The following is a 21,756-nucleotide window of genomic DNA, read 5'->3' on the forward strand; positions in this document are numbered from 1 at the left end:
ATCTTAGGCCGCCATTCAGAATTCTTCACCGCGCTGCCCGGTAGCGTTTCCGCGCCTTGCTGCCTAAGGTCGCCGGCAACAAGAAAAGTGGGAATCGGGAGACGAGACGCTTGGCCGAGTTCACATCCGACATCGCGATCGCGCGGGCCGCGCAGAAGAAGCCGATCCGCGAGATCGCCGCGCGCCTCGGCATCGAGGAAGCCGACATCGTGCCCTACGGCCACGACAAGGCGAAGATCGCCGCCGGCTTCATCAAGTCGCTGGCGGACCGGCCGGACGGCAAGCTCATCCTCGTCACCGCGATCAACCCGACGCCGGCCGGCGAGGGCAAGACCACCACCACGGTCGGTCTCGGCGACGGGCTCAACCGCATCGGCAAGCGCGCGGCGGTCTGCATCCGCGAAGCCTCGCTCGGGCCGAATTTCGGCATGAAGGGCGGCGCGGCGGGCGGCGGCTATGCCCAGATCGTGCCGATGGAGGACATGAACCTCCATTTCACCGGCGACTTCCACGCCATCACCACGGCGCACAACCTGCTTGCCGCGCTGATCGACAACCACGTCTACTGGGGCAACGCGCTCGAGATCGACACCCGCCGCATCACCTTCCGCCGGGTGATGGATATGAACGACCGGGCGCTGCGCGGCATCGTCGCCTCGCTCGGCGGCGTCGCCAACGGCTTTCCACGCGAAAGCGGCTTCGACATCACCGTCGCCTCCGAGGTGATGGCGATCCTCTGCCTAGCCCGGGACCTCGCCGACCTCGAGCAGCGCCTCGGCGCCATCGTCGTCGCCTATCGCCGCGACAAGACGCCGGTCTTCGCCCGCGACCTCAAGGCCGACGGCGCGATGGCGGTGCTGCTCAAGGATGCGATGCAACCCAATCTAGTCCAGACGCTGGAGAACAACCCGGCCTTCGTGCATGGCGGCCCGTTCGCCAACATCGCGCATGGCTGCAACTCTGTCGTCGCCACCACCACGGCGCTGAAGCTCGCCGACTACGTCGTCACCGAGGCCGGCTTCGGCGCCGATCTCGGGGCGGAGAAATTCTTCGACATCAAGTGCCGCAAGGCCGGGCTGAAGCCGGCCGCCACGGTCATCGTCGCCACCGTCCGGGCGCTGAAGATGAACGGCGGCGTCGCCAAGGCTGATCTCGGCGCCGAGAACGTCGCGGCGGTGACCGCCGGCTGCGCCAATCTCGGCCGGCATATCGAGAACATCCGCCAGTTCGGCGTCCCCGCCATCGTCGCGATCAACCATTTCGGCACCGACACCGAGGCCGAACTCGAGGCGATCAAGGCCTATGTCGCGGAGATGGGCGAGGAGGCGGTGGTCTGCCGCCACTGGGCCGACGGCTCGGCCGGCATCACCGAACTGGCCGAAAAGGTGGCCCGGCTCGCCGACAGCGGCGTCGCGCAGTTCGCCCCGCTCTATCCCGACCGGCTCGGCCTGTTCGAGAAGATCGAGACCGTCGTCCGGCGCATCTACCGCGGCGCCGAGGTCACCGCCGACAAGGCGGTGCGCGACCAGCTCAAGGCCTGGGAAGACGCCGGCTACGGCGAGCTGCCGGTCTGCATGGCCAAGACCCAGTATTCCTTCTCCACCGACCCGACCCTGCGCGGCGCGCCGGAGGGCTTCGCCGTCCACGTCCGGGAAGTCCGCCTCTCCGCCGGCGCCGGCTTCGTCGTCGCGATCTGCGGGGAGATCATGACCATGCCGGGCCTTCCCTCCAAGCCGGCGGCCGAGACCATCCGGCTGAACGAGGCGGGGGAGATCGAGGGACTGTTCTGAGGGGGCGCGCTGGGCCCGTATCAGGCTCGGCTGCCTGACGGCGATTGGCGCCGAACCCCCAACAGCGCGTCATCCTCGGGCTTGACCCGAGGATTCATGCCAAGCTGTTGCCGCCGCCAAATCGGCGCCGAGGACGCGCTACCTGCTTCAGGTTCGTTGGGGATCCTCTGCACGGTTCTCGCGGTGTCGGCGCAGAGGAATGGGTCCTCGGGTCAAGCCCGAGGATGACGCCCGTGGGGAAGGGTGAGGCTGATCGCGGCCGCCCCGAGATCGCGCGCCTCATCTATCCGCGCGTCAAATTATGTACCCACGTGCCAAATCATGGATCGCGACAGCGCCGACACCGTTGCCTCATGGGCCTGTTGCTGTTGGAAAGGCTCACCCGCTCGCGTTAATCCTCTCATCAGGTCCGTCTCTCTCATGCCAAGATTTCTCCGGTTCCTCGCCGGTCTCGCCTTCCTCGCCACCTTCAGCCTGCCAGGGACGAGCGCCCAGGCGCAGGAGGTGGGCGTCGTCGAGATGGCGCCCTATGCGACGCAGGACGGGGACGGCAACTGGAGCGGACCGGCGGTCGACCTGTTTCGTGAGGCGGCGGATGCCGCCGGCCTCTACTACCGGCTCGTCGCGGCCGGCCGCCAGACGGAGATCGGGTCCATGCAGGCGGTGTTTCCGGTCTATGCCGATCCGCAGGTCGCCGACAGCGTCCGGCGCAGCCTGCCGTTTCATGTCGACCCGATCGGCCTGATCGGCGCGCCGGGCGCGTCGAGCGGCCCGGGCTTCATCGAGGGGCTTGCCGGCCTCTTCAATCTCGGCTTCCTCAAGGTCGTCGGCATGCTCAGCGTCCTGTTGCTGGTGGTCGGCACGATCTTCTGGCTGGTCGAGAAATCCGGCGACGGCGACCTCGCGTCGCGGGAATCCAGCATCAAGGGTATCGGCGACGGGTTCTGGTGGGCCGGCGTCACCGCGACGACGATCGGCTATGGCGACCTCGTGCCGAAGACGTTGGGCGGACGCGCCATCGCGATGATCTGGATGCTGTTTTCCATGGCGCTGACCGCCATCCTGACCGCCTATCTGGTTTCGCTCACCGGTCAGAAGGGCAGCGGTCCCAGCCTCGAGGACGCGATCGCGGATCAGCGCGTCGGCTTCGTCGCGGACGGAGCGGTGCCCGAGAGCGACCTGAAGGCGGCCCAGACGCTGACCAGCTTCGCCAGTCTCGATCAGGCCATGGATGCGCTCGACGCGGACGAGATCGACCGGATCGCCTATCCCTACCAGGCAGCCAAGAGCGCCGCCGGATCCAAGAGCGTGCAGCGCTTCGCCGGCACCGTCGCCATGCCGCTGTTCCACGTCGGGTCCGAGCGGCTGCGCGTCGAGATCGACCGGATCATCCTGTCGCCCGAATGGCAGCGGCGGATGGAGGACCAGTTCTCCTCGCGCTAGGGGAACCGCTTGCCCGCGATCGGCCGCGCTGATCCCGAATGCCTCTCGCAACCGGGGCCGGCGACCTTTATCCTCGTGCCCACCATTCCCGCCAAGACGAGAATTTCATGTCCGCCATCTCTCTCTCCGCCGTCACCAAGCGTTTCGGCGATGCCGCGGCCGTCGACGGCGTCTCGCTGGAGATCGCGGCGGGGGAGTTCGTGGCGCTGCTCGGCGCGTCCGGCTGCGGCAAGACCACGCTGCTGCGGCTGATTGCCGGCTTCGACACGCTGTCCGCCGGGTCGATCCGCTTCGATGGCACCGTGATGGCGGGTGAGGGTCGGCACGTGCCGCCCGAGGACCGCAATGTCGGCATCGTCTTCCAGTCCTACGCGCTGTGGCCGCACATGAATGTCGGCGAGAATGTCGGCTATCCGCTGCGGGTGCGCGGCATAAGGGGCGCGGCGAAGGCCGACAAGGTCGCCGCGGCGCTCGCCGCCGTCGACCTCTCCGGCTTCGAGGCGCGGCGGCCGGCCGATCTCTCCGGCGGCCAGCGCCAGCGCGTCGCCCTGGCGCGGTGCCTGGCGATGGATCCGGCGGTGGTGCTGCTCGACGAGCCGCTGGCCAATCTCGACGTCAACCTGCGCGCCGCCATGGAGGACACGTTCAAGGAATTCCACGAACGCACCAAGGCGACGATGGTCTACGTCACCCACGACCAGGCCGAGGCGATGGCCATGGCCGACCGCGTCGCGGTGATGGAAGCCGGCCGCGTGCTGCAGGTGAGCGACCCGGTGACGCTCTACGGCGAGCCCGCCAGCGAGGCTGTCGCCCGCTTCGTCGGCAACGGCTCGGTGGTGGATTGCCGCTTCGTCGGCCCGGCGGCTTCCGGCAGGGCCCGGGTCGCGCTGTTCGGCCATGAGGCGGAGGTGCGGGCCGATCCCGCCACGCTGGCGCCGGCCGGCGCGACCGCGCGGCTGTGCCTGCGGCCGGAACATCTGGTGGTGTCGGACGGGGAAGGCTTTGCCGCGCGCGTCGCCAAGGCGACGTTCAAGGGCTCGCACGCTTTGCTGGAGGTGGCGCCGGCGGCCGCTCCTGGCCAGCTCCTGCCGGTCTGGGCACCGCGTCTCGTTGCGGCGGGAACCGAGGTCCGCGTCGCCGTCCGGGATGGCTGGCTGCTGCCGGGTATCGCGTCGGGCGTTCCCGCCGCGCGCGCCGCCTGAGACGGCGTCAGTCGGCCCAGGGCAGGACGCCGCGCGGCAGTTTCCGCGCCGCCAGCGCCGTCACGCCCATGATCGCGACGATCGCCACCACCGTCACCGCCGCCACCGCCGAGGCCAGCACCGTCGCGCCAGAATCGTCGAGATTGAAGACGACAACGCCCAGCGTCTCGTTGCCCGCCGACCAGAGCAGCGCCGAGACGGTCAGTTCGTTGAAGCTGGTCATGAAGGTGAGGATCGCTCCGGCCGCCGCCGCCGGCGCCAGCAGCGGCAGGATGACGGTGCGCAGCCGGAACCAGTAGCGCGCCCCGGCCATCCTGGCGGCCTCCTCCAGCGCCCGGTCGGTCTGCTGCACCGCGCCGATCACCGGCCGCAGCGACAGGGTCAGGAACCGCGCCAGATAGGCGAAGAAGATGATCCAGATCGTGTTGTAGAGGCTGATGCCGACCAGCGGCAGCGGCACGACGAAGAGCAGGATCGCCGCGACGCCGAGGACGATGCCGGGCAGGGCGTAGGGCACTTCCGCCGTCATCGCCATCGCGTCGAGGAAGCGGCTGCGGCGCCAGACGATGAAGGCCGCGAAGGGCACGCACACCGCCATCAGTACCAGCGACGCGCCGGCGGCGAGCAGGAACGAGTTACGGAAGGCGCGGATCGTCGCGTCCTGGCGCAGCAGCACCTCGGCATAGTTGCCGAGCGTCACCGTCTCGACGGTCAGCGGCACGCCGTAGGCGGTCACCAGCGAGGTGGCAAGCAGCGCCGCGAGCGGCACCACCAGGATCGCCACGATGATCGTCCAGGCGAGGATTTCCGCCGGCAGCCGCCAGAGCCCGAGCGCGTAGCGCAGCGCCTGCGAGGGCGCGCCGACGCTGCGATAGTCGCGCTTGCCGATGACCAGGGCCTGCACCGCGAAGCCGACGAAGGCGAGCGCGCCGACGACGATCGACAGCACCGCGACGTCCGAGATGATCGACGGCCCGAAGCTTGCCAGCCGCTGGTAGATCAGCGTCGGCAGCACGGTGAAGCCGGCCGGGATGCCGAGCAGCGCCGGAATGCCGAAATTGCCGACGGCCGAGACGAAGGCCAGCGCCCCGCCGGCGACCAGCGGCGGCGTCATCATCGGCAGCACGATGCTCGCCATCACGCGCAGCCGCTTGGCGCCGCAGGCCCGCGCCGCCTCGATCATCTCGCGCGGCAGGCCGCGCAGCCCGGCGCGCACCGCCAGGAATACCAGCGGCGCGTGCTGAATGCCGAGCAGCAGCACGATCCCTTCGGCGCTGTAGAGCGGGTTGGAGGCGCCGAGCGGCGGCGCGAGGCCGAGGGTGATCAGCAGCGGGCTGGCGGGACCCGCCAGCTGCGCCCAGGACAGCGCCGTGACCTGCGGCGGGATCATCAGCGGCAGCAGGAAGCAGAACACCAAAGCCGCCTTGCCGCGAATGTCGGTGAGCGCGACCAGCAGCGCGAACAGCGTGCCGAGGCCAAGCGAGAGCGCGGTGCCGAGCGTCGCGGTGACCAGCGAGTTCCAGGTGGCGGTCCAGGTCGAGCGGGCGGTGAGCACCGAGCGGACGTTGGCGAGGTCGGGCGTGCCGCCGGGCACAAAGGCTTCGAAGGCCAGGCGCGCCACCGGCAGCACGCTGACCAGGCCGACGAAAACGACGAGAACGGCGAGAGTGATGCTCTCGCCGTTCAGCCGTCTCGCATTGTCGGTGACGCGGCTCAGCGTCAGCCGCCGAAGATCTCGGCGAAGCGCTGCTTGTTGGCTTCCTCGTCCGCAAGCGCCTTGGCGGCGTCGAACGGCATCAGCTTGATCGTGTCGCGCGCCGGGAAGCCGGCCGGGCCATCGATGCCGTCGCGGGCCGGCAGGTAGCCCTGGCTGGCGGCGAGCTTCTGGCCTTCCTCGCTGAGCAGGAAGTCGACGAAGGCCTTGGCGGCTTCCGGGTTCTTGGCGGTCTTGAGGATCGCCACCGGCTCGGTGACGGCGGTGACGCCTTCCGCGGGGAAGACGAAGTTCACCGGCGCGCCGTTCGCGGCCTCACGGATCGGCAGATAGTCGACGACGACGCCATAGGCCTTCTCGCCGCCGGCGACGGCCCTGAGGATGCCGCCATTGCCGCCGGCCGCCGTCGCGCCGTTGGCCGCCAGCGCCTCGACATAGTCCCAGCCGAGATCGGCATTCTGGGTGATCGCCGCGAGATGGACCAGCGCCGCGCCCGAGGTGAGCGGGCTCGGCATCGTCACCTGGCCCTCGGCCTCCGGCTTGACGAGGTCCTTCCAGGAGGCGGGCGTCATCTCGGAGCGGGTATTGTTGACGATGCCGGTGGTGATCAGCTTGGTCGAGAAATACGTGCCATCCGCGTCGTGCAGCCCGGCCTCGTAGCCGGTCGTATCGGCGTCCGTGTAGGGCATCAGGCGGTCGTCGCGCTTCAGCCCTTCCATGGTGACGCTGTCGGCGATGAGCAGCAGGTCCGGCTGCGGGGCGCCGGCGGCGAACTCGGCCTGCAGCTTGGCCATCACCTTGGTCGTGCCGTCGCGCACCCACTGCACGTCGACATCGGGGTACTTCGCCTCGAAGGCGTCGACGGTGGCCTGCGCATCCTCGTTGGGCTGGCTGGTGTAGAGCACCAGGCTGCCCGACTGGGCGAAGGCGGCGCCGGAGGAGAGGGTGGCGGCAAAGGCGGCCAACAGGGCGAGCTTGCGGGTCATCGGGCGGTCTCCTCGGATAGCGTTCGCGTCAAGGCGCGAATGCGCCCGTTGACCGGGCGACTAACGCATTGCCTGTGACAGCTTGATGAAGGTCCGACAAGCCTCGCCGCGATCGCCGCGGCCGCGCCCGCGGTCGCCCGGCCCGGCCGCGCCGTTGCAGCGCGGTTCAGGCCAGGCGCGAAGGACCGCCGCCCGCTAGGCGCCGCCGCGTGCGGACTGCAGCGGCAGATACTGGCAGAGCCACGTCTCGGTCAGCACCTCGCCGTTGCGCACGAGATAAAGCCGCAGGTCCACCGGCTCGGTGCCGTCGACGGTGAGGTCGAAGGTCGAACGCCAGGCGGTGCCGACCTTCACCGAGTAGGCGTCGATCCGCGACAGCGTGCCGCGCGAGGCGGTGACCACGGCCTCGACACCGGTCGCGTCGCGGGCGAGCGCCGCCACCTTGCCGCCGTCGAAATCGACGGCGAATTTCGAGGCGTCAGCCGGGCGTGGCTGGCCGGGAATGCCGCCCCGGCCCATGCGGGTGGCGCTGACCGTGGCGACCGCTGGCGGGTAGGGGTCGTCCTTCGACCAGATCAGGCGGTAGTCGAGGGCAATGGCGTCGCCGCGCCGGAACGGCTTCTCCGGCACCCAGGAAGCGACGATGTTGTCGTGGATCTCGTCGTCCGTGGGAATCTCGACCAGTTGGACGCTGCCGGGGCCCCAGCCGCCCTTGGGCTCGACCCAGAGGCTCGGCCGGCGGTCGTAATACACCCCGTCGTCCTCGTAGGACTGAAAGCTCCGGTCGCGCTGCATCAGGCCGAAGCCCTTCGGGTCGCGGTCGGCGAAGCTGGAGGTGATCACGCGGGCGGGATTGTTCAGCGGCCGCCAGATCCGCTCGCCGGCGCCGGTCCAGATCGCCAGCCCGTCGGAATCGTGCACCTCCGGCCGCCAGTCGATGCGCCGGTCACGGTCGGTCTCGGAATACCAGAACATCGAGGTCAGCGGCGCCAGCCCGACGCGGTCGATGTCGGCGCGGGCGAAGAAGCGCGCCTGTATGTCCATGATCACCCGGCCGCGCTTGCCGACATCGATCCTCACCACGCCGGTCATGCGCTGGCTGTCCAGCGGGCAGGTGATCGAGAGATCATGCTCCGGCGAGCTCGGCGGGCCGAGATAGAAGTCGGTGAAGCGGGGAAATTCCTCCGGCGTCGGCATGGCGACGTCGACCGCGACGGCGCGTGCCGACAGGCCGTACTGGTTCAGCTCGCCGGCGCTGCGGAAATAGCAGCCGCCGAGAAAGGCCAGCCAGTCGGCGGTGGCGTTCTGGCCCATCACCCGGAAGCCGGCGAAACCGACGTCGTGCGGCAGGTCGCGGGCCGGACTGTCGGCCGGCATGTCGAACAGCGCCTCGTCGTAGACCAGCTGGCGTGCCTGATCGCCATCGACGAGGTGGATGTTCACCGGGATCTGGAAGTAGCGGCCGAGATGGAACAGGCTGACCGGCGCCTTGCCGTCCGCGACGTCGAGCAGCGCGTCGGCTCGGTATTTGATCTTCCAGTGCGCGTCGAAGTCGATCCGGTCGAGGATCCCGCCGCCGCGCACCTGCGGCGGGACGTACGGCTCGGCCGCGAGGCGCCGGGCCCTGTCGGCCAGCGCGTCGAACGAAAACGGCCTCGGGTCTTCCAGTTGCAGGGGCCCGTCCGCCGCATGGGCCGGTCCGGGCAGTCGCACGACACCAAGTGCCGTCAGCCCCGCGAGAACCTCGCGGCGCGTGAGAGGAGATTTCATCTTGCGTCCCTTCGCTCGCAGCGGAGCGAGGCCGGCACGATCGATCGTCCCCTCCGGCGCCCCTCCGGCAAGAAGGCCGCGATACCGACGCGGCATTGGGGCAATAGCGTGGCGGATTTGCCGCACCGGTCGGCGTTGCGATGCCGGCGACGTCGATCGGGTCGCCGCCACGCCCTTCGCTGCTTGCTTCGTGGCGGAGCCTTGCTCTCCGCCGCTGCCTCGGCTATCGGTTTGGCATGAACACACGGACGATCCTTGCGATGAACTGGTGGCGGACGCGCTCTTAGCGGCCGGACCATCACGCACGTGATCAGTACCTCAAGGCCGCCTCGGATCATCCGGCGGCCTTTTTGCTTTGTCGCCAGGGGTCCGGGACCGAGACCCGCACCGAAGTGCCCTAGACCCGGAGAAAACGCATGGTGATCGAGCAGACCGAAGACGAGCGCGAGCGGTACGTCACCGCGGGCGGCATCGTGGTGACCCGCAGCCGGCGGGTCGTGGCCTATGAAGGCGCGATCGAGCCGTATTTCGACTGGCTGGACGACCGCCGGGGCGCGGTGCTGTTCTCCAACTACGAATATCCCGGCCGCTACACGCGCCAGGACGTCGCCTTCGTCGATCCGCCGCTGGTGCTGGCCTCGCGCGGCCGTTCGATGTGGATCGAGGCGCTCAATCCGCGTGGCGAGGTGCTGCTGGGCTTCGTCGCCGACGCGCTCGCGGACCATCCTGACATCGCGCATCTCGAGCGCCAGGCGGCCCGCATCGACCTCACCATCTCGATGCCTTCCGGCGCGGTGACCGAGGAAGAGCGCTCGCGCATGCCGACCGTCTTCTCGGTGCTGCGCTCGATCGTTTCGCTGTTCAGGGCCGACGACGACAGCCAGCTCGGCCTCTACGGCGCCTTCGGCTACGATCTCGCCTTCCAGTTCGACCCGGTCGCCGAGGTGCTGCCCCGCGATCCCGCCGGCCGCGACCTGGTGCTGTATCTGCCGGACGAGGTCCTGTCGGTGGACCACTATTCGGCGAGCGCCGTGCTGACCCGCTATGCCTTCGCCCACGACGGCGTCTCGACCGACGGCCTCGCCGGCGGCGGCGAGCCGGCGCCCTTCGTGCCGTCCGACCGGATCCCGCCGCGCGGCGACCACCGGCCCGGCGAGTATGCCGAGCTGGTGCGCGCCGCCAAGGACAAGTTCATCCGCGGCGACCTCTTCGAGGTCGTGCCGGGCCAGGTCTTCTACGAGCGCGCCGAGCATCGGCCGTCGGAGATTTCCCGCCGCCTGAAGGCGGTGAACCCGTCGCCCTATTCGTTCTTCGTCAATCTCGGCGACAACGAGTTCCTGATCGGCGCCAGTCCCGAGATGTTCGTGCGGGTGAACGGAAGGCGGGTCGAGACCTGCCCGATCTCCGGCACGATCAAGCGCGGCGAGGACGCCATCGCCGACTCCGAGCAGATCCTGAAGCTGCTCAACTCCAAGAAGGACGAGTCGGAGCTGACCATGTGCTCCGACGTCGACCGCAACGACAAGAGCCGGGTCTGCGAGCCGGGCTCGGTCAAGGTGATCGGCCGCCGCCAGATCGAGAAGTATTCGCGCCTGATCCACACGGTCGACCATATCGAGGGTCGGCTGCGCGACGGCATGGACGCGTTCGACGCGTTCCTCTCGCATGCCTGGGCGGTGACCGTCACCGGCGCGCCGAAGCTATGGGCGATGCGCTTCATCGAGAGCCACGAGAAGAGCCCGCGCGCCTGGTATGGCGGCGCCGTTGGCATGGTGCATTTCAACGGCGACATGAACACCGGCCTGACCCTGCGCACCATCCGGCTGAAGGACGGCATCGGCGAGGTGCGCGCCGGCGCGACGCTGCTCTACGATTCCAATCCCGAGGAAGAAGAGGCCGAGACCGAGCTCAAGGCCTCGGCGCTGCTCGGCGCCATCCGCGAGGCGGGCGCCGCCGGCCCGGTCGGCGGCGAGCGGCATACCGCCAGGGTCGGGGAAGGGATCCGCGTCCTGCTCGTCGACCACGAGGATTCCTTCGTCCACACGCTCGCGAACTATTTCCGCCAGACCGGCGCCACCGTCTCGACGGTGCGCACGCCGGTGCCGGCGGAAGTGTTCGAGCGGATCGACCCGGACCTCGTCGTGCTGTCGCCCGGGCCCGGCCGTCCCTCCGACTTCGACTGCAAGGGCACGATCGCCGCTGCGCGCGCCCACGGCGCCGGCATCTTCGGCGTCTGCCTCGGCCTGCAAGCGCTGGCCGAAGCCTATGGCGGCTCGCTCAGAACGCTGCACCTGCCGGTGCATGGCAAGCCGTCACGCATCCGCGTCTCCAGTCCCGGCATCATCTTCCAGGGCCTGCCCAGCGAGGTCACGGTCGGGCGCTACCACTCGATCTTCGCCGATCCGGTGCGCCTGCCGAAGGAGTTCGAGGTCACTGCCGAGACCGACGACGGCATCGTCATGGCCTTCGAGCATCGCACCGAGCCGGTCGCGGCGGTGCAGTTCCACCCCGAAAGCATCATGAGCCTCGGCGGCGACGCCGGCATGCGCATGATCGAGAACATCGTCGCCAAGCTGCCGCGCCGCGCCCGCATCAAGGCAGCCTGAGACGTGAGCATAGTGACCGACGAGCCAAGGGACGGCGGCGCGACGCTGGTCAAGCGCATCGCCATGGTGTCGGTCCTGGTGGCGCTCGTCGTCCTCGGGATCAAGTACGCCGCCTATTACGTCACCGGCTCCGTCGCGCTGTTCTCCGACGCGATGGAATCGATCGTCAACGTCGTGGCGGGCCTGATCGCGCTGTGGGCGGTGTCGCTCAGCTACAAGCCGGCCGACAGCGATCATCATTTCGGGCATACCAAGGCCGAGTACTTCTCGGCCGTCGTCGAGGGCGTGCTGATCGTCGTCGCGGCCATGCTGATCCTGCGCGAGGCCTGGGGGGCCTACCTCGTGCCGCGCACGATGGAGGCGCCGCTCACCGGCATCGCCATCAACGCCGCCGCCACCACGATCAACGCCGCCTGGGCGCTCTACCTGATCCGCCGCGGCGCCGAGAAGCGCTCGCCGGCACTGGCGGCGGACGGGCGTCACATCATGGCCGACGTCGTCACCTCGGTGGGGGTGATCGGCGGCCTGCTCGTCGCCACCGCCACCGGCTGGTCGATCCTCGACCCGCTCATGGCGGCCCTCGTCGCCCTCAACATCCTGCGCGAGGGCTATCTGGTCGTGACCAGCTCGCTGTCCGGCCTGATGGACCAGGCGATGCATCCGGGCGAGGAGGCGCAGGTGCGCGACCTCATCTCCGCCAATGCCGACGGCGCCCTCGAAGTGCACGACCTGAAGACGCGGCTGGCCGGCCGGGCGATGTTCATCGAGTTCCACATGGTGGTGCCGGAGGCGATGACGGTCGGCGCCGCACACGACATATGCGACCGCATCGAGGACGCGCTCAAGCAGGAGTTCCAGGGCGCGCGGGTACTGATCCACGTCGAGCCCGAAGCCGAGGCCAAGCAGACCGGCGTGCCGGTGCTGTAGTACCGCTTTTCTCTGGCCGGATGGCGAATTTTGTTGCGTTGCATGGCGAAGTTTACGCTATGTTCCGTGCGGCGGATTTTTCCGGAAACGAGAAACGACGACAGCGGTGGCCGTTCGATGAACGGCGCGGCTGTCGGTGGCAGTGCGTCACGGATACGGGGATCGAGGGGACGTTTTGACAGGGTTGGCGCCGTCCAGGCTGAAGGGTATCCAGGCATTGCTGGCCCGCACCTCGCTCAGCGAGCGTCCGGTGCTGCGCTGGGTGTTTGCGGTCGCCGCCTTCGTCGTCGCCTTCGCGATCCGCTACGAGCTGGATGAGCAGCTGCCGATCGGCTTTCCCTATCTGTCGTTCTTTCCGGCGGTGATCATCACCGCCTTCCTGGCCGGGATCGGGCCCGGTGTCCTCGTCGCCTTGGCCGGCGGTGTGGCATCCTGGTACTTCTTCATCCCGCCCTTCGACTCCTTCGTGCTGACCGGCGGCTCGGTGCTGGCGCTCGGCTTCTACGTGTTCATCGTCACGGTCGACATCGTGCTGATCTACTGGATGCAGCTCGCCCTGCAGCGCGTCACGATCGAGAAGGAAGCCGCGAGCCGTTATGCCGGCGAGCGCGATCTCCTGTTCCAGGAGATGCAGCACCGGGTCTCCAACAATCTCGGCGTCGTCTCGGCCCTGCTCAACGCCCAGTCGCGCGGCACGACCAACCCGGAAGCGACGGCCGTGCTGCAGCAGGCCTCCGCCCGGATCGGGCTGATCTCCAAGATCCAGCGGCAGCTGCACGACCCCGGCAAGCAGACGCTCGACATGGGCCCGTATCTGGCCCAGCTCGGGCCGGACCTGCTTGAGGCCTCGGGCGTCGAGGGCGTGCGCTACGAGGTCGACGTGGAGACCGTCGAACTCTCCGCCGACATGGCGGTGCCGATCGGCCTGATCGCCACCGAGCTGATCTCCAATTCCATCGAACATGGCAGGGTGCCCGGACGAGCCGGCTCGATCCGGGTCACGCTGGGCCGTGATGGCGTGGGCAAGGAAGGCGAGGGCGTGCCGGTCTTCCTGCGGGTCGCCGATGACGGGCCGGGCTGGCCGGCCGGCTTCTCGCCCGCCTCCTCGCGCAATCTCGGCATGCGCATCGTCGTGTCGCTGACCCAGCAGGTCGGCGGGCGCCTCGATATCAGCAATCAGGACGGGGCGGTGTCGACGCTTCGCTTCGTCTCGCAGTCGGCGCCGGAGCTTGCGGGGCATGCCGCCTGAAGCGGGCGTGGGCGGATGCCGTCCGGGACCACGACGTTTTTTCGCTTGCTTCGGCGGTGTTTCCGGTTAGCTTCGCCGCCATGACCTCGATGCGCGCCCCTTCCGCGTTCTTCGCCGCTGCCGCCTCCGTCGGCAGCCTGCGCTCGGTCGCCCTGCTTCTTGGACTGCTTATCGGCGGCCGTCGGACCCGTTGATCGAAGGGGCGTCCGGCGGTCGAGCCGGCGCGCAGAGGGACCTTCCGGCTCCCGCGCTCTGCCCCTCAATCTTTACATCCGTGTTGCAATTGCCGATGACCCGGTCCGAAGCGCGCTTTGTCGCCGCCGCCGGAATCGGCCCGAGATGAAGGTCAGAACCATGTCCGTCAGTCCCGCCATCCCGCCCGTCGCCGACGCCGCGCAGCCGGCCGGCCGCACCGCGTCGATGCCGCTCGCCTCCCGCAAGTACCAGCCCTACGGCCAGGTCGACCTGCCCGACCGCACCTGGCCGTCGAAGACCATCACCGCCCCGCCGATCTGGTGTTCGGTGGATCTGCGCGACGGCAACCAGGCGCTGGTCGACCCGATGGGCCACGACCGCAAGGCGCGGTTCTTCCGGCTCCTGAAGGAGATGAACTTCAAGGAGATCGAGATCGGCTTCCCGTCGGCCTCGCAGACGGACTTCGACTTCGCCCGCTGGTGCATCGAGGAGGGCGACACGCCCGAGGACGTGTCGCTGCAGGTGCTGGTCCAGTGCCGGCCGGAGCTGATCCAGCGGACCTTCGAGTCGCTCGAGGGTGCGGTGCGGCCGATCGTGCATTTCTACAACTCGACCAGCGAGTTGCAGCGCCGCATCGTGTTCCAGAAGGACCGCGCCGGCATCAAGCAAATCGCCACCGACGCCGCCAAGCTGATCACCGACATGGCGGCGAAGGCCGGCGGCGGCTACCGCTTCGAGTATTCGCCGGAGAGCTTCACCGGCACCGAACTCGAGTTCGCCGCGGAGATCTGCAACGCGGTTGCCGAGATCATCGGGCCCACCGCCGACAACAAGCTGATCCTCAACCTGCCGGCAACGGTCGAGATGTCGACGCCCAACATCCATGCCGACCAGATCGAGTGGATGTGCCGCCAGCTCGACAACCGCGAGAACCTCATCGTCTCGCTGCATCCCCACAACGACCGCGGTACCGCGGTCGCTGCGACCGAGCTCGGCCTGATGGCCGGCGCCGACCGGGTCGAGGGGACGCTGTTCGGCAATGGCGAGCGCACCGGCAATGTCGACCTCGTGACGCTGGCGCTGAACATGTTCACGCAGGGGATCGACCCCGGCCTCGACATCACCGACATCAACAAGATCAAGGACGTCTACGAGTACTGCAACCAGCTGGCCATCCCGGAGCGCCACCCCTATGTCGGCGAGCTGGTCTACACGGCGTTCTCCGGCTCGCACCAGGACGCCATCAACAAGGGCATGAAGGCGCGCAAGACCGCCAACAAGGAACTCTGGGAAGTGCCCTACCTGCCGATCGACCCGAAGGATGTCGGGCGCAGCTACGAGGCGATCATCCGGATCAACTCGCAGTCCGGCAAGGGCGGCATCGCATACGTGCTGCAGGCCGATTACGGCCTCAACCTGCCGCGCAACCTGCAGATGGAGTTCCGCGAGGACATTCAGCGGATCACCGACGAGGAAGGCCGCGAACTGCCGGTGAAGCGGATCTACGACCGGTTCATCGAGCTCTATGTCGAGCAGCCGGGCGCGCGCATCCGCTTCCTCGACCATCACACGCTGCCGGATCCGGAGCATCGCGGCGAACGGCTGCTCGAAGCGACGATCGTCGACGGCGACCGGGAGGTGACGATCACCGGCCGCGGCACCGGACCGATCGACGGCTTCGTCGACGCCCTGTCGCGCCATCTCGGCATCGAGATGTCGGTCGCCGACTATTCCGAGCACTCGCTCCAGCACGGCTCCAACGCCTCGGCGATCTCCTACATGGACATCGAATACCAGGGCGAAGGGCTCGGCAGCGGGCGGCTGTTCGGCGCCGGCATCAACAAGAACATCGTCACGGCCTCGCTGCAGGGCATCGTCTCGGCCGCCAACCGCATCGTCGGAGCGATGAAGTGACCGTGGAGGGGGGCGTCCTCCTCGTCCGCGCCCTGGAAGCGCAGGGCGTCGACCGCGTGTTCTGCGTGCCCGGGGAGAGCTATCTCCCGGTACTGGACGCGCTCTTCGACAGCGGCATCGACACCGTCCTCTGCCGGCAGGAGGGCGGCGCCGCGATGATGGCGGAGGCCGACGGCAAGCTCACCGGCCGGCCCGGCATCGTCTTCGTCACCCGCGGCCCCGGCGCGACGAACGCCTCCGCGGGAGTCCACGTCGCCGCCCACGACCTGACGCCAATGATCCTGTTCATCGGCCAGGTGCCGACCGAGTTCCGCGGGCGCGGCGCCTTCCAGGAGGTCGACTACGACAAGATGTTCGGCGGCATGGCCAAGGCGGTGTTCGAGGCGGCGACCCCTGCCGAACTGCCCGACCTCGTCGCCGAAGCCTTCCGCATCGCCCTCGACGGCGCGCCCGGACCCGTCGTCGTCGCCCTGCCGGAGGACACGCTGTCCGGCGAGGCGGACGCCGACATTCCGAGCCGCGTCGAGGCGTTCGAGATCCATCCGGCCGAATCGAAGCTCGAGAATCTCTGGGCGATGCTGGAAGACGCGACGGCGCCCATCGTCATCCTCGGCGGTTCGCGCTGGACCGACGGGGCGATCGCCGACATCGAGGAATTCGCGACGCATTTCCACCTGCCGGTCGCCTGCTCCTTCCGCCGCCAGTCGCTGTTTCCGAACCGCCACCCGAACTATGCCGGCGACGTCGGTATCGGCATCGCGCCGGCGCTGAAGGCGCGCATCGCGGCCTCCGATCTGGTCATCGCCGTCGGCGCGCGGTTCGGCGAGATGCCGAGCCAGGGCTACACGCTGTTCGACGTGCCGACGCCGAAGCAGCGCCTCGTGCAAGTCCTGCCCGACGACACCGAGCTTGGCCGGCTCTACCACCCGGCGCTGTCGATCCTTGCCGATCCGGTTTCCTTTGCGCGCAAGGCGGCGCAGCTCGTCGCCTCCGCAACGGTCGCCTGGTCGGGCGAGGCGGAGGCCGCGCATGCGGCCTATCTCGCCTGGTCGACGCCCGAACCCGATGCCGCGGCGCAGCCGGGCTACGTCGACATAAACGCCGTCATGGCGCATCTCGAAAAGGTGCTGCCGGCGAAGAGCACGCTGACCAACGGCGCCGGCAACTATGCCGGCTGGCTGCACCGCTACCACCGCTTCACCGACCGCGCCGCGCAGCTCGCGCCGACCTCCGGGTCGATGGGCTACGGCCTGCCGGCGGCGGTGGCGGCGAAGCTGCGCCATCCCGATCGGACCGTGGTGTGCTTTGCCGGCGACGGCTGCTTCCAGATGACAATGCAGGAATTCGGCACTGCCTGCCAGGCGGGCGCTGCGGTCGTCGTCCTCGTCGTCGACAACAGCCAGTACGGCACCATCCGCATGCACCAGGAACGGCACTATCCGGGCCGGCCGTCGGCGACGGCCCTGGTCAATCCGGATTTCGCCGCGCTCGCCCGCAGCTATGGCGGCTTCGGCGTCATGGTGACCGAGACGGCCGACTTCCCGGCCGCGATGGACGCCGCGCTCGCCGCCGGCGTCCCGGCGCTGGTGCATCTGCGGACCGATCCGGACCGCATCTCCACCACCGCGCGGCTGCCCTTTGCGCCGGCGCGCGACGCCGGGTGAGCACGGGGGCGCGCCTCTTCGCGCTGGAGGACGGCGCCGGCGAGGGCGCCCCGATCGTCTTCCTGCACGGCTTCGACGGGCGGGCGGCGAGTTGGACGGCGGTGCGTGCCGCGCTCGGCGACATCGAGCGCTCCACCATCGCCTTCGACCTGCCCGGCCACGGGCGGTCGGTGGACTATCCCGGCGCCGGCCCGGCCAAGGTGGCAGCGCGCGCGGTGCTGGCCGAGCTCGACGCGCGCGGGATCGCCGCGGCGCATCTCGTCGGCCACTCGATGGGCGGCGCCGCTGCCGCGCTCGCCTGCCTCTTTGCGCCGGAGCGCATCGCCTCCCTGACGTTGCTGTCGCCCGGCGGCTTCGGGCCGGAGATCGGCACGGGCCCGATCCGCGCCGTCATGGAGGCGCCGGCGGGCGAGCCGCTGCGGCGCGCCCTCGGCCGTATGGGCGCGCCGGGCTGGCAGCCGCCGGCGGATGTCGCTTCCGGCCTCGGCGAGCGGACGCCGGAAGCGCGCGCATCGATGCGCCGGATCTTCGACACGCTGTTTCCCGGCGGTGGGCAGGGCGTGCTGCCGTTGCCGGCGATCGCCGAGAAGCACCGGCCGATCCACCTGATCTGGGGCCGCGAAGACCCGGTCACGCCGATCGCCCAGGCGGACGGCCTGCCCTCGGGCTTCGTCGTCCACCGCCTCGACGGCGTCGGCCACATGCCGATGCTGGAGGCGCCCGATGCCTGCGCCGCGGTGATCCGGGCCGCCGTGGCAGAGGGAAATCCGGCAGCCGGCGACTGATCGACGCGACCGCGGTTTCTTCCATGGGGAAAGCTGGATAAGGTGAAGGCGGCGTTAACGAAGCGGATTCGAGGTTGCCGGTGATGGGCGAAGGCAAGGACAATGCGGCCTCCCTGATGGGCACGAAACGCCTGGCCGATGCCGTGCGGAAGGCGAAGATCGCCGCCGCGCATCGCTCCGACGTCGTGGTCGACATCCGCGAGGCCGACCGGGCCCGGCTGGAGATCCTCGCCGAGGAACTGCAGCCGCTGCTCGACGAACTGCCGCCGGGCGAGGATCTCTTCGACTTCACCATTTCTGGCGGCATGCATCCGCGCCTGTGGATCGACGGCACCGCCAACGTCATGATGGCGCGGGACCGTCGCACCTATCGGCTGGTGCGCGAGACCCGCCTCGGACGGGTCGTGCTGATGGAGGCCGCCGAGCCGCGAGTGATCGCCGACCGTGTCACCGACTACGTCGCCGAACGCATCGTCGAGCGCGACAAGGCCTTCGCGGCGGAAGACGGGCTGAACGAGCGGATGATCAGCCCCGCCCGCCCCGCCAAGACGCCCGCCAACGACGAGCCGCTGCGCGTGCCGACGCCGCCGAGCCGTGCGGCCGACGTCGTCGTGGCGCTGACCTGGCTGATGATCGGCGTGGTCATCGGCGCCGGCATCCTGCTCGCCATCGCCTCCTACCAGGGCGTCTCGATCGGCTGACTGATGGCGGGCCGCGGATGCGCAAACCCCTCTCTTGCGAATTCTATCGCTTAGCACCTTCGGCGCTAAGCCGATGAAATCGCTTTCTCCCCCTCAAGGGGGGAGAGGGGCGCCTGGTTCGACGGGGAACCGCGGAAAAGAGAACGCAATCAGATCCCGGCCGGGTGTCAGCCGGCGGCGTCCTGCGGCTCGCGTGCCGCCCGGGCGTCATCGCGCGGCGCCGCCCTGACCGCCCGGCCGCTCGACAGCAGCTCGCGTTCGCGGATCCAGTCGATGCCGGGAGCCTCCTTGCGGGCGCCGCGCTCGCGCTGGACGAGCGACCACTTGCCCGGCCTGCCCTCGATCTCGAACAGGTTGTAGCGCGAGGCCGGGTTGGTGCCGCCGGGGCTCTGGCTCGCAGACGGCACGCCGACCACCGGAACCATGTGGTCCGGTCCCCGCAGCCAGTGCAGCGTGTCGAGATGCGTGTGGCCGTGCAGCACGAGATCGGCGCCGACCTCGTGGATCACCTTGTAGAAGAACTGCTTGCCGACCAGCCGCTTGTGCCAGGCGGCGGCGCCCGACACCGGCGGATGGTGGATCAGCACGACGCGGAAATGGCCGGTCGCCCGGCAGTTGTCGAGGAGGCGCGCGAGGTGCAGGGCCTGGCCGCGCTTGAACGTGCCGGTGGCCATGAACGGCGCCGTCGCCTCGGCGGTGGATACGCCGAAGATCGCTACATTGTCGCGGACCCGCAGATACGGGAAGGAATTGCCGACGGCCGACAGCGGATTGTCGCCCAGCATGTACTCGTGCCACTCCTTGTAGGCGCGCTTCAGCGCCCCCGGCACGTAGGCGTCATGATTGCCGGGCACCACCGAGACGTCGCGCGGCAGGCCGAGTTCCTCGAGCCAGATGCGGGCGGCGATGGTCTCGGTCTCGGTCGCCAGGTTGACCAGGTCGCCGGTCACGGCGATGTGGTCCGGCGCCTCGGATTTGATGTCCGTGACCAGGTCGGTGAGCGTGTCGCCGAACATCACCCGCCGGCGGTTGCGGTGCCAGTTGACGTAGCCCGTCACGCGCTTCGAGGCGAGTTCGCGGATGGACAGGGCAGGCAGCGGGCCCAGATGGATGTCTGAAAGATGGGCAAGGCGGAACATTACTGCCATCCTAGTTCATGGCACTGCGATTGGTAGGCCCGGGCCTGCGAGGGAATCGATGCTGTTCGAGAAACCGCTGATCAAGCTTCTGCACGGCGTGCATCTCGTGGCGCGGCCGGTGACCCTCGGCGTGCGGGCGGCCATCTTCGATCCCGGCGGCCGGATCTTCCTGGTGCGGCATACCTATGTCTCGGGGTGGTACATGCCCGGCGGCGGCGTCGAACCCGGCGAGACCGCCATCGAGGCGCTGACGCGCGAGATCTTCGAGGAAGGCAATATCGAGCTCGATGCGCCGCCCGAGCTGTTCTCGGTGTTCTTCAACCGCAACGCCTCGAACCGCGACCACGTCCTGCTCTATCGCTGCGGCGCCTTCCGCCAGGCCGCCGAAAAAACGCCCGACGCGGAGATCGCCGAGGCGGGGTTCTTCGCGCCGGATGCGCTGCCGGCGGGCACCACCGACGCGACGCGCCGGCGGCTGGCGGAACTTCGCGGCGAGGCGCCGACGGATCCGCACTGGTAGCCGGTCAGGCGGCGGCCCGTCCCGCCGGCAGGCGGTCCCGCCCGTGCGGCCGGTCGAGATCCTGATCCGGGCCGAGCGGCACGATGCCGGTCGGGTTTATCATGGTGTGGCTCTGATAATAGTGGCCCTTGATGTGCTCGAAATTCACCGTCTCGGTGATCCCCGGGGTCTGGTAGAGCTCCAGCAGGTAGCTGAACAGGTTCGGATAGTCGGCGATCTGCCGCAGGTTGCATTTGAAGTGGCCGTGATAGACCGCGTCGAACCGGATCAGTGTCGTGAACAGCCGCCAGTCGGCCTCCGTCGGGGCATCGCTCCCGACCAGATAGCGCTGCCGCGACAGCCGGTCCTCCAGCTGGTCCAGCGTCTCGAACAGGGCCCGGAAAGGCCGTTCATAGGCCTTCTGCGTGGTGGCGAAGCCGCATTTGTAGACGCCGTTGTTGACCCGGTCGTAGACCAATTCGTTGATGGCATCGATCTCCGGCAGCAGTGCCTGCGGCGTGATGTCCACCGACGCATCGCCCCATTCGTCGAAGGCGGTGTTGAGGATGCGGATGATCTCGGCCGACTCGTTGTTGACGATCGTGCCGGTCTGCTTGTCCCAGAGCACCGGCACGGTGACGCGGCCGGTGAAGTGCGGATCGGCCTCCAGATAGACCTCGTAGAGCCGCTGCTTGCCGAGCACGCTGTCGGGAATGGCGCCGGGACGGTCCGAGAAGGTCCAGCCCTCGTCACCCATCAGATAGTCGACGACGGACAGCGAGATGACGTCCTCGAGCTGCTTCAGCCGGCGCACGATCAGCGTGCGATGCGCCCAGGGGCAGGCGAGCGAGACATAGAGGTGATAGCGGCCCGGCTCGGCCTTGAAGCCCTTCTGGCCATCGGGGCCGGGGCCGCCGTCGGCGGTGATCCAGTTGCGGAACACCGTCTTGGTCCGCTCGAAGCTGCCGCCGGTGGACTTGGTGTCGTACCATTGGTCCTGCCATTTTCCGTCGACCAGAAGTCCCATTGCGCCATTCCCGTCATCGCTTGCGTCGTACCAGTCTAACAGGAGACGCCGCGCGCCGTTCCGAACCCCTTCGTGACGGAGCGTCAACGGGCGGGGCGGCGGCCGCGATGCTGGACCGACCTGCCGCGCAATGCTAACAGCACCG

General features: G+C 68.9%; 16 protein-coding genes. 11 read left to right on the forward strand and 5 right to left on the reverse strand.

The features are described from left to right. The first annotated feature begins 110 nt into the window (after positions 1-110). From LXB15_RS04580 to LXB15_RS04590, 3 genes are all read left to right on the forward strand, one after another. Positions 111-1,790, forward strand: coding sequence for a formate--tetrahydrofolate ligase (locus tag LXB15_RS04580; protein ID WP_233951233.1), 1,680 nt, complete (start codon positions 111-113; stop codon positions 1,788-1,790). A gap of 420 nt (positions 1,791-2,210) precedes the next feature. After that, positions 2,211-3,233 carry a potassium channel family protein gene (locus tag LXB15_RS04585; RefSeq protein ID WP_233951235.1) on the forward strand — a complete coding sequence of 341 codons (1,023 nt, stop codon included), beginning with the start codon at positions 2,211-2,213 and terminating at the stop codon, positions 3,231-3,233. Positions 3,234-3,340: 107 nt separating this feature from the next. Next, entirely contained in the window at positions 3,341-4,435 is a 1,095-nt protein-coding gene (locus LXB15_RS04590) for an ABC transporter ATP-binding protein (RefSeq protein WP_233951237.1), read from the forward strand. A 7-nt stretch (positions 4,436-4,442) separates the two neighbouring features. Here LXB15_RS04590 and LXB15_RS04595 read toward each other — a convergent pair whose 3' ends face one another. From LXB15_RS04595 to LXB15_RS04605, 3 genes are all read right to left on the reverse strand, one after another. Next, positions 4,443-6,056: an iron ABC transporter permease gene (locus LXB15_RS04595; protein ID WP_233951238.1), complete on the reverse strand. Its 1,614-nt coding sequence runs from the start codon at positions 6,054-6,056 to the stop codon at positions 4,443-4,445. Positions 6,057-6,154: 98 nt separating this feature from the next. Further along, positions 6,155-7,135 (reverse strand): ABC transporter substrate-binding protein, encoded by a 981-nt coding sequence (locus LXB15_RS04600; protein WP_233951239.1) that lies wholly within the window; start codon positions 7,133-7,135, stop codon positions 6,155-6,157. 195 nt (positions 7,136-7,330) lie between these two features. Further along, positions 7,331-8,905 (reverse strand): glucan biosynthesis protein, encoded by a 1,575-nt coding sequence (locus LXB15_RS04605; protein WP_233951241.1) that lies wholly within the window; start codon positions 8,903-8,905, stop codon positions 7,331-7,333. 416 nt (positions 8,906-9,321) lie between these two features. On the opposite strand from LXB15_RS04605, the gene LXB15_RS04610 reads away from it, so the two are divergent. From LXB15_RS04610 to LXB15_RS04640, 7 genes are all read left to right on the forward strand, one after another. After that, entirely contained in the window at positions 9,322-11,511 is a 2,190-nt protein-coding gene (locus LXB15_RS04610; protein WP_233951243.1) for an anthranilate synthase, read from the forward strand. A gap of 63 nt (positions 11,512-11,574) precedes the next feature. Continuing rightward, positions 11,575-12,438 carry a cation diffusion facilitator family transporter gene (locus LXB15_RS04615; protein WP_233953047.1) on the forward strand — a complete coding sequence of 288 codons (864 nt, stop codon included), beginning with the start codon at positions 11,575-11,577 and terminating at the stop codon, positions 12,436-12,438. Between the two features lie 184 nt (positions 12,439-12,622). Next, positions 12,623-13,687, forward strand: a complete 1,065-nt coding sequence (locus LXB15_RS04620) for a sensor histidine kinase (RefSeq protein ID WP_233951244.1) — start codon at positions 12,623-12,625, stop codon at positions 13,685-13,687. A 420-nt stretch (positions 13,688-14,107) separates the two neighbouring features. Then, positions 14,108-15,796, forward strand: coding sequence for a 2-isopropylmalate synthase (gene leuA / locus LXB15_RS04625; protein WP_233953048.1), 1,689 nt, complete (start codon positions 14,108-14,110; stop codon positions 15,794-15,796). Further along, positions 15,793-17,460 (forward strand): thiamine pyrophosphate-binding protein, encoded by a 1,668-nt coding sequence (locus tag LXB15_RS04630; RefSeq protein ID WP_233951245.1) that lies wholly within the window; start codon positions 15,793-15,795, stop codon positions 17,458-17,460. The genes leuA and LXB15_RS04630 overlap by 4 nt, the downstream gene beginning before the upstream one ends. Then, positions 17,457-18,245: an alpha/beta fold hydrolase gene (locus tag LXB15_RS04635; RefSeq protein ID WP_233951246.1), complete on the forward strand. Its 789-nt coding sequence runs from the start codon at positions 17,457-17,459 to the stop codon at positions 18,243-18,245. Before LXB15_RS04630 ends, LXB15_RS04635 begins: the two co-directional genes overlap by 4 nt. An 83-nt stretch (positions 18,246-18,328) precedes the next feature. Further along, positions 18,329-18,946 carry a hypothetical protein gene (locus LXB15_RS04640; protein ID WP_233951247.1) on the forward strand — a complete coding sequence of 206 codons (618 nt, stop codon included), beginning with the start codon at positions 18,329-18,331 and terminating at the stop codon, positions 18,944-18,946. 167 nt (positions 18,947-19,113) lie between these two features. Here LXB15_RS04640 and LXB15_RS04645 read toward each other — a convergent pair whose 3' ends face one another. Further along, positions 19,114-20,094, reverse strand: coding sequence for a metallophosphoesterase (locus tag LXB15_RS04645; protein WP_370640173.1), 981 nt, complete (start codon positions 20,092-20,094; stop codon positions 19,114-19,116). 49 nt (positions 20,095-20,143) lie between these two features. On the opposite strand from LXB15_RS04645, the gene LXB15_RS04650 reads away from it, so the two are divergent. Continuing rightward, positions 20,144-20,605: an NUDIX domain-containing protein gene (locus LXB15_RS04650; protein ID WP_233951249.1), complete on the forward strand. Its 462-nt coding sequence runs from the start codon at positions 20,144-20,146 to the stop codon at positions 20,603-20,605. A 4-nt stretch (positions 20,606-20,609) separates the two neighbouring features. Here the strand turns inward: LXB15_RS04650 and LXB15_RS04655 are convergent, their stop codons facing one another. Next, a complete protein-coding gene (locus LXB15_RS04655) occupies positions 20,610-21,611 on the reverse strand; it encodes a glutathione S-transferase family protein (protein WP_233951250.1) in 1,002 nt (333 codons plus the stop codon). Positions 21,612-21,756 lie beyond the last annotated feature (145 nt).

Origin of the sequence: Aurantimonas sp. HBX-1 (assembly GCF_021391535.1) — a bacterium.
Classification (GTDB): domain Bacteria; phylum Pseudomonadota; class Alphaproteobacteria; order Rhizobiales; family Rhizobiaceae; genus Aurantimonas.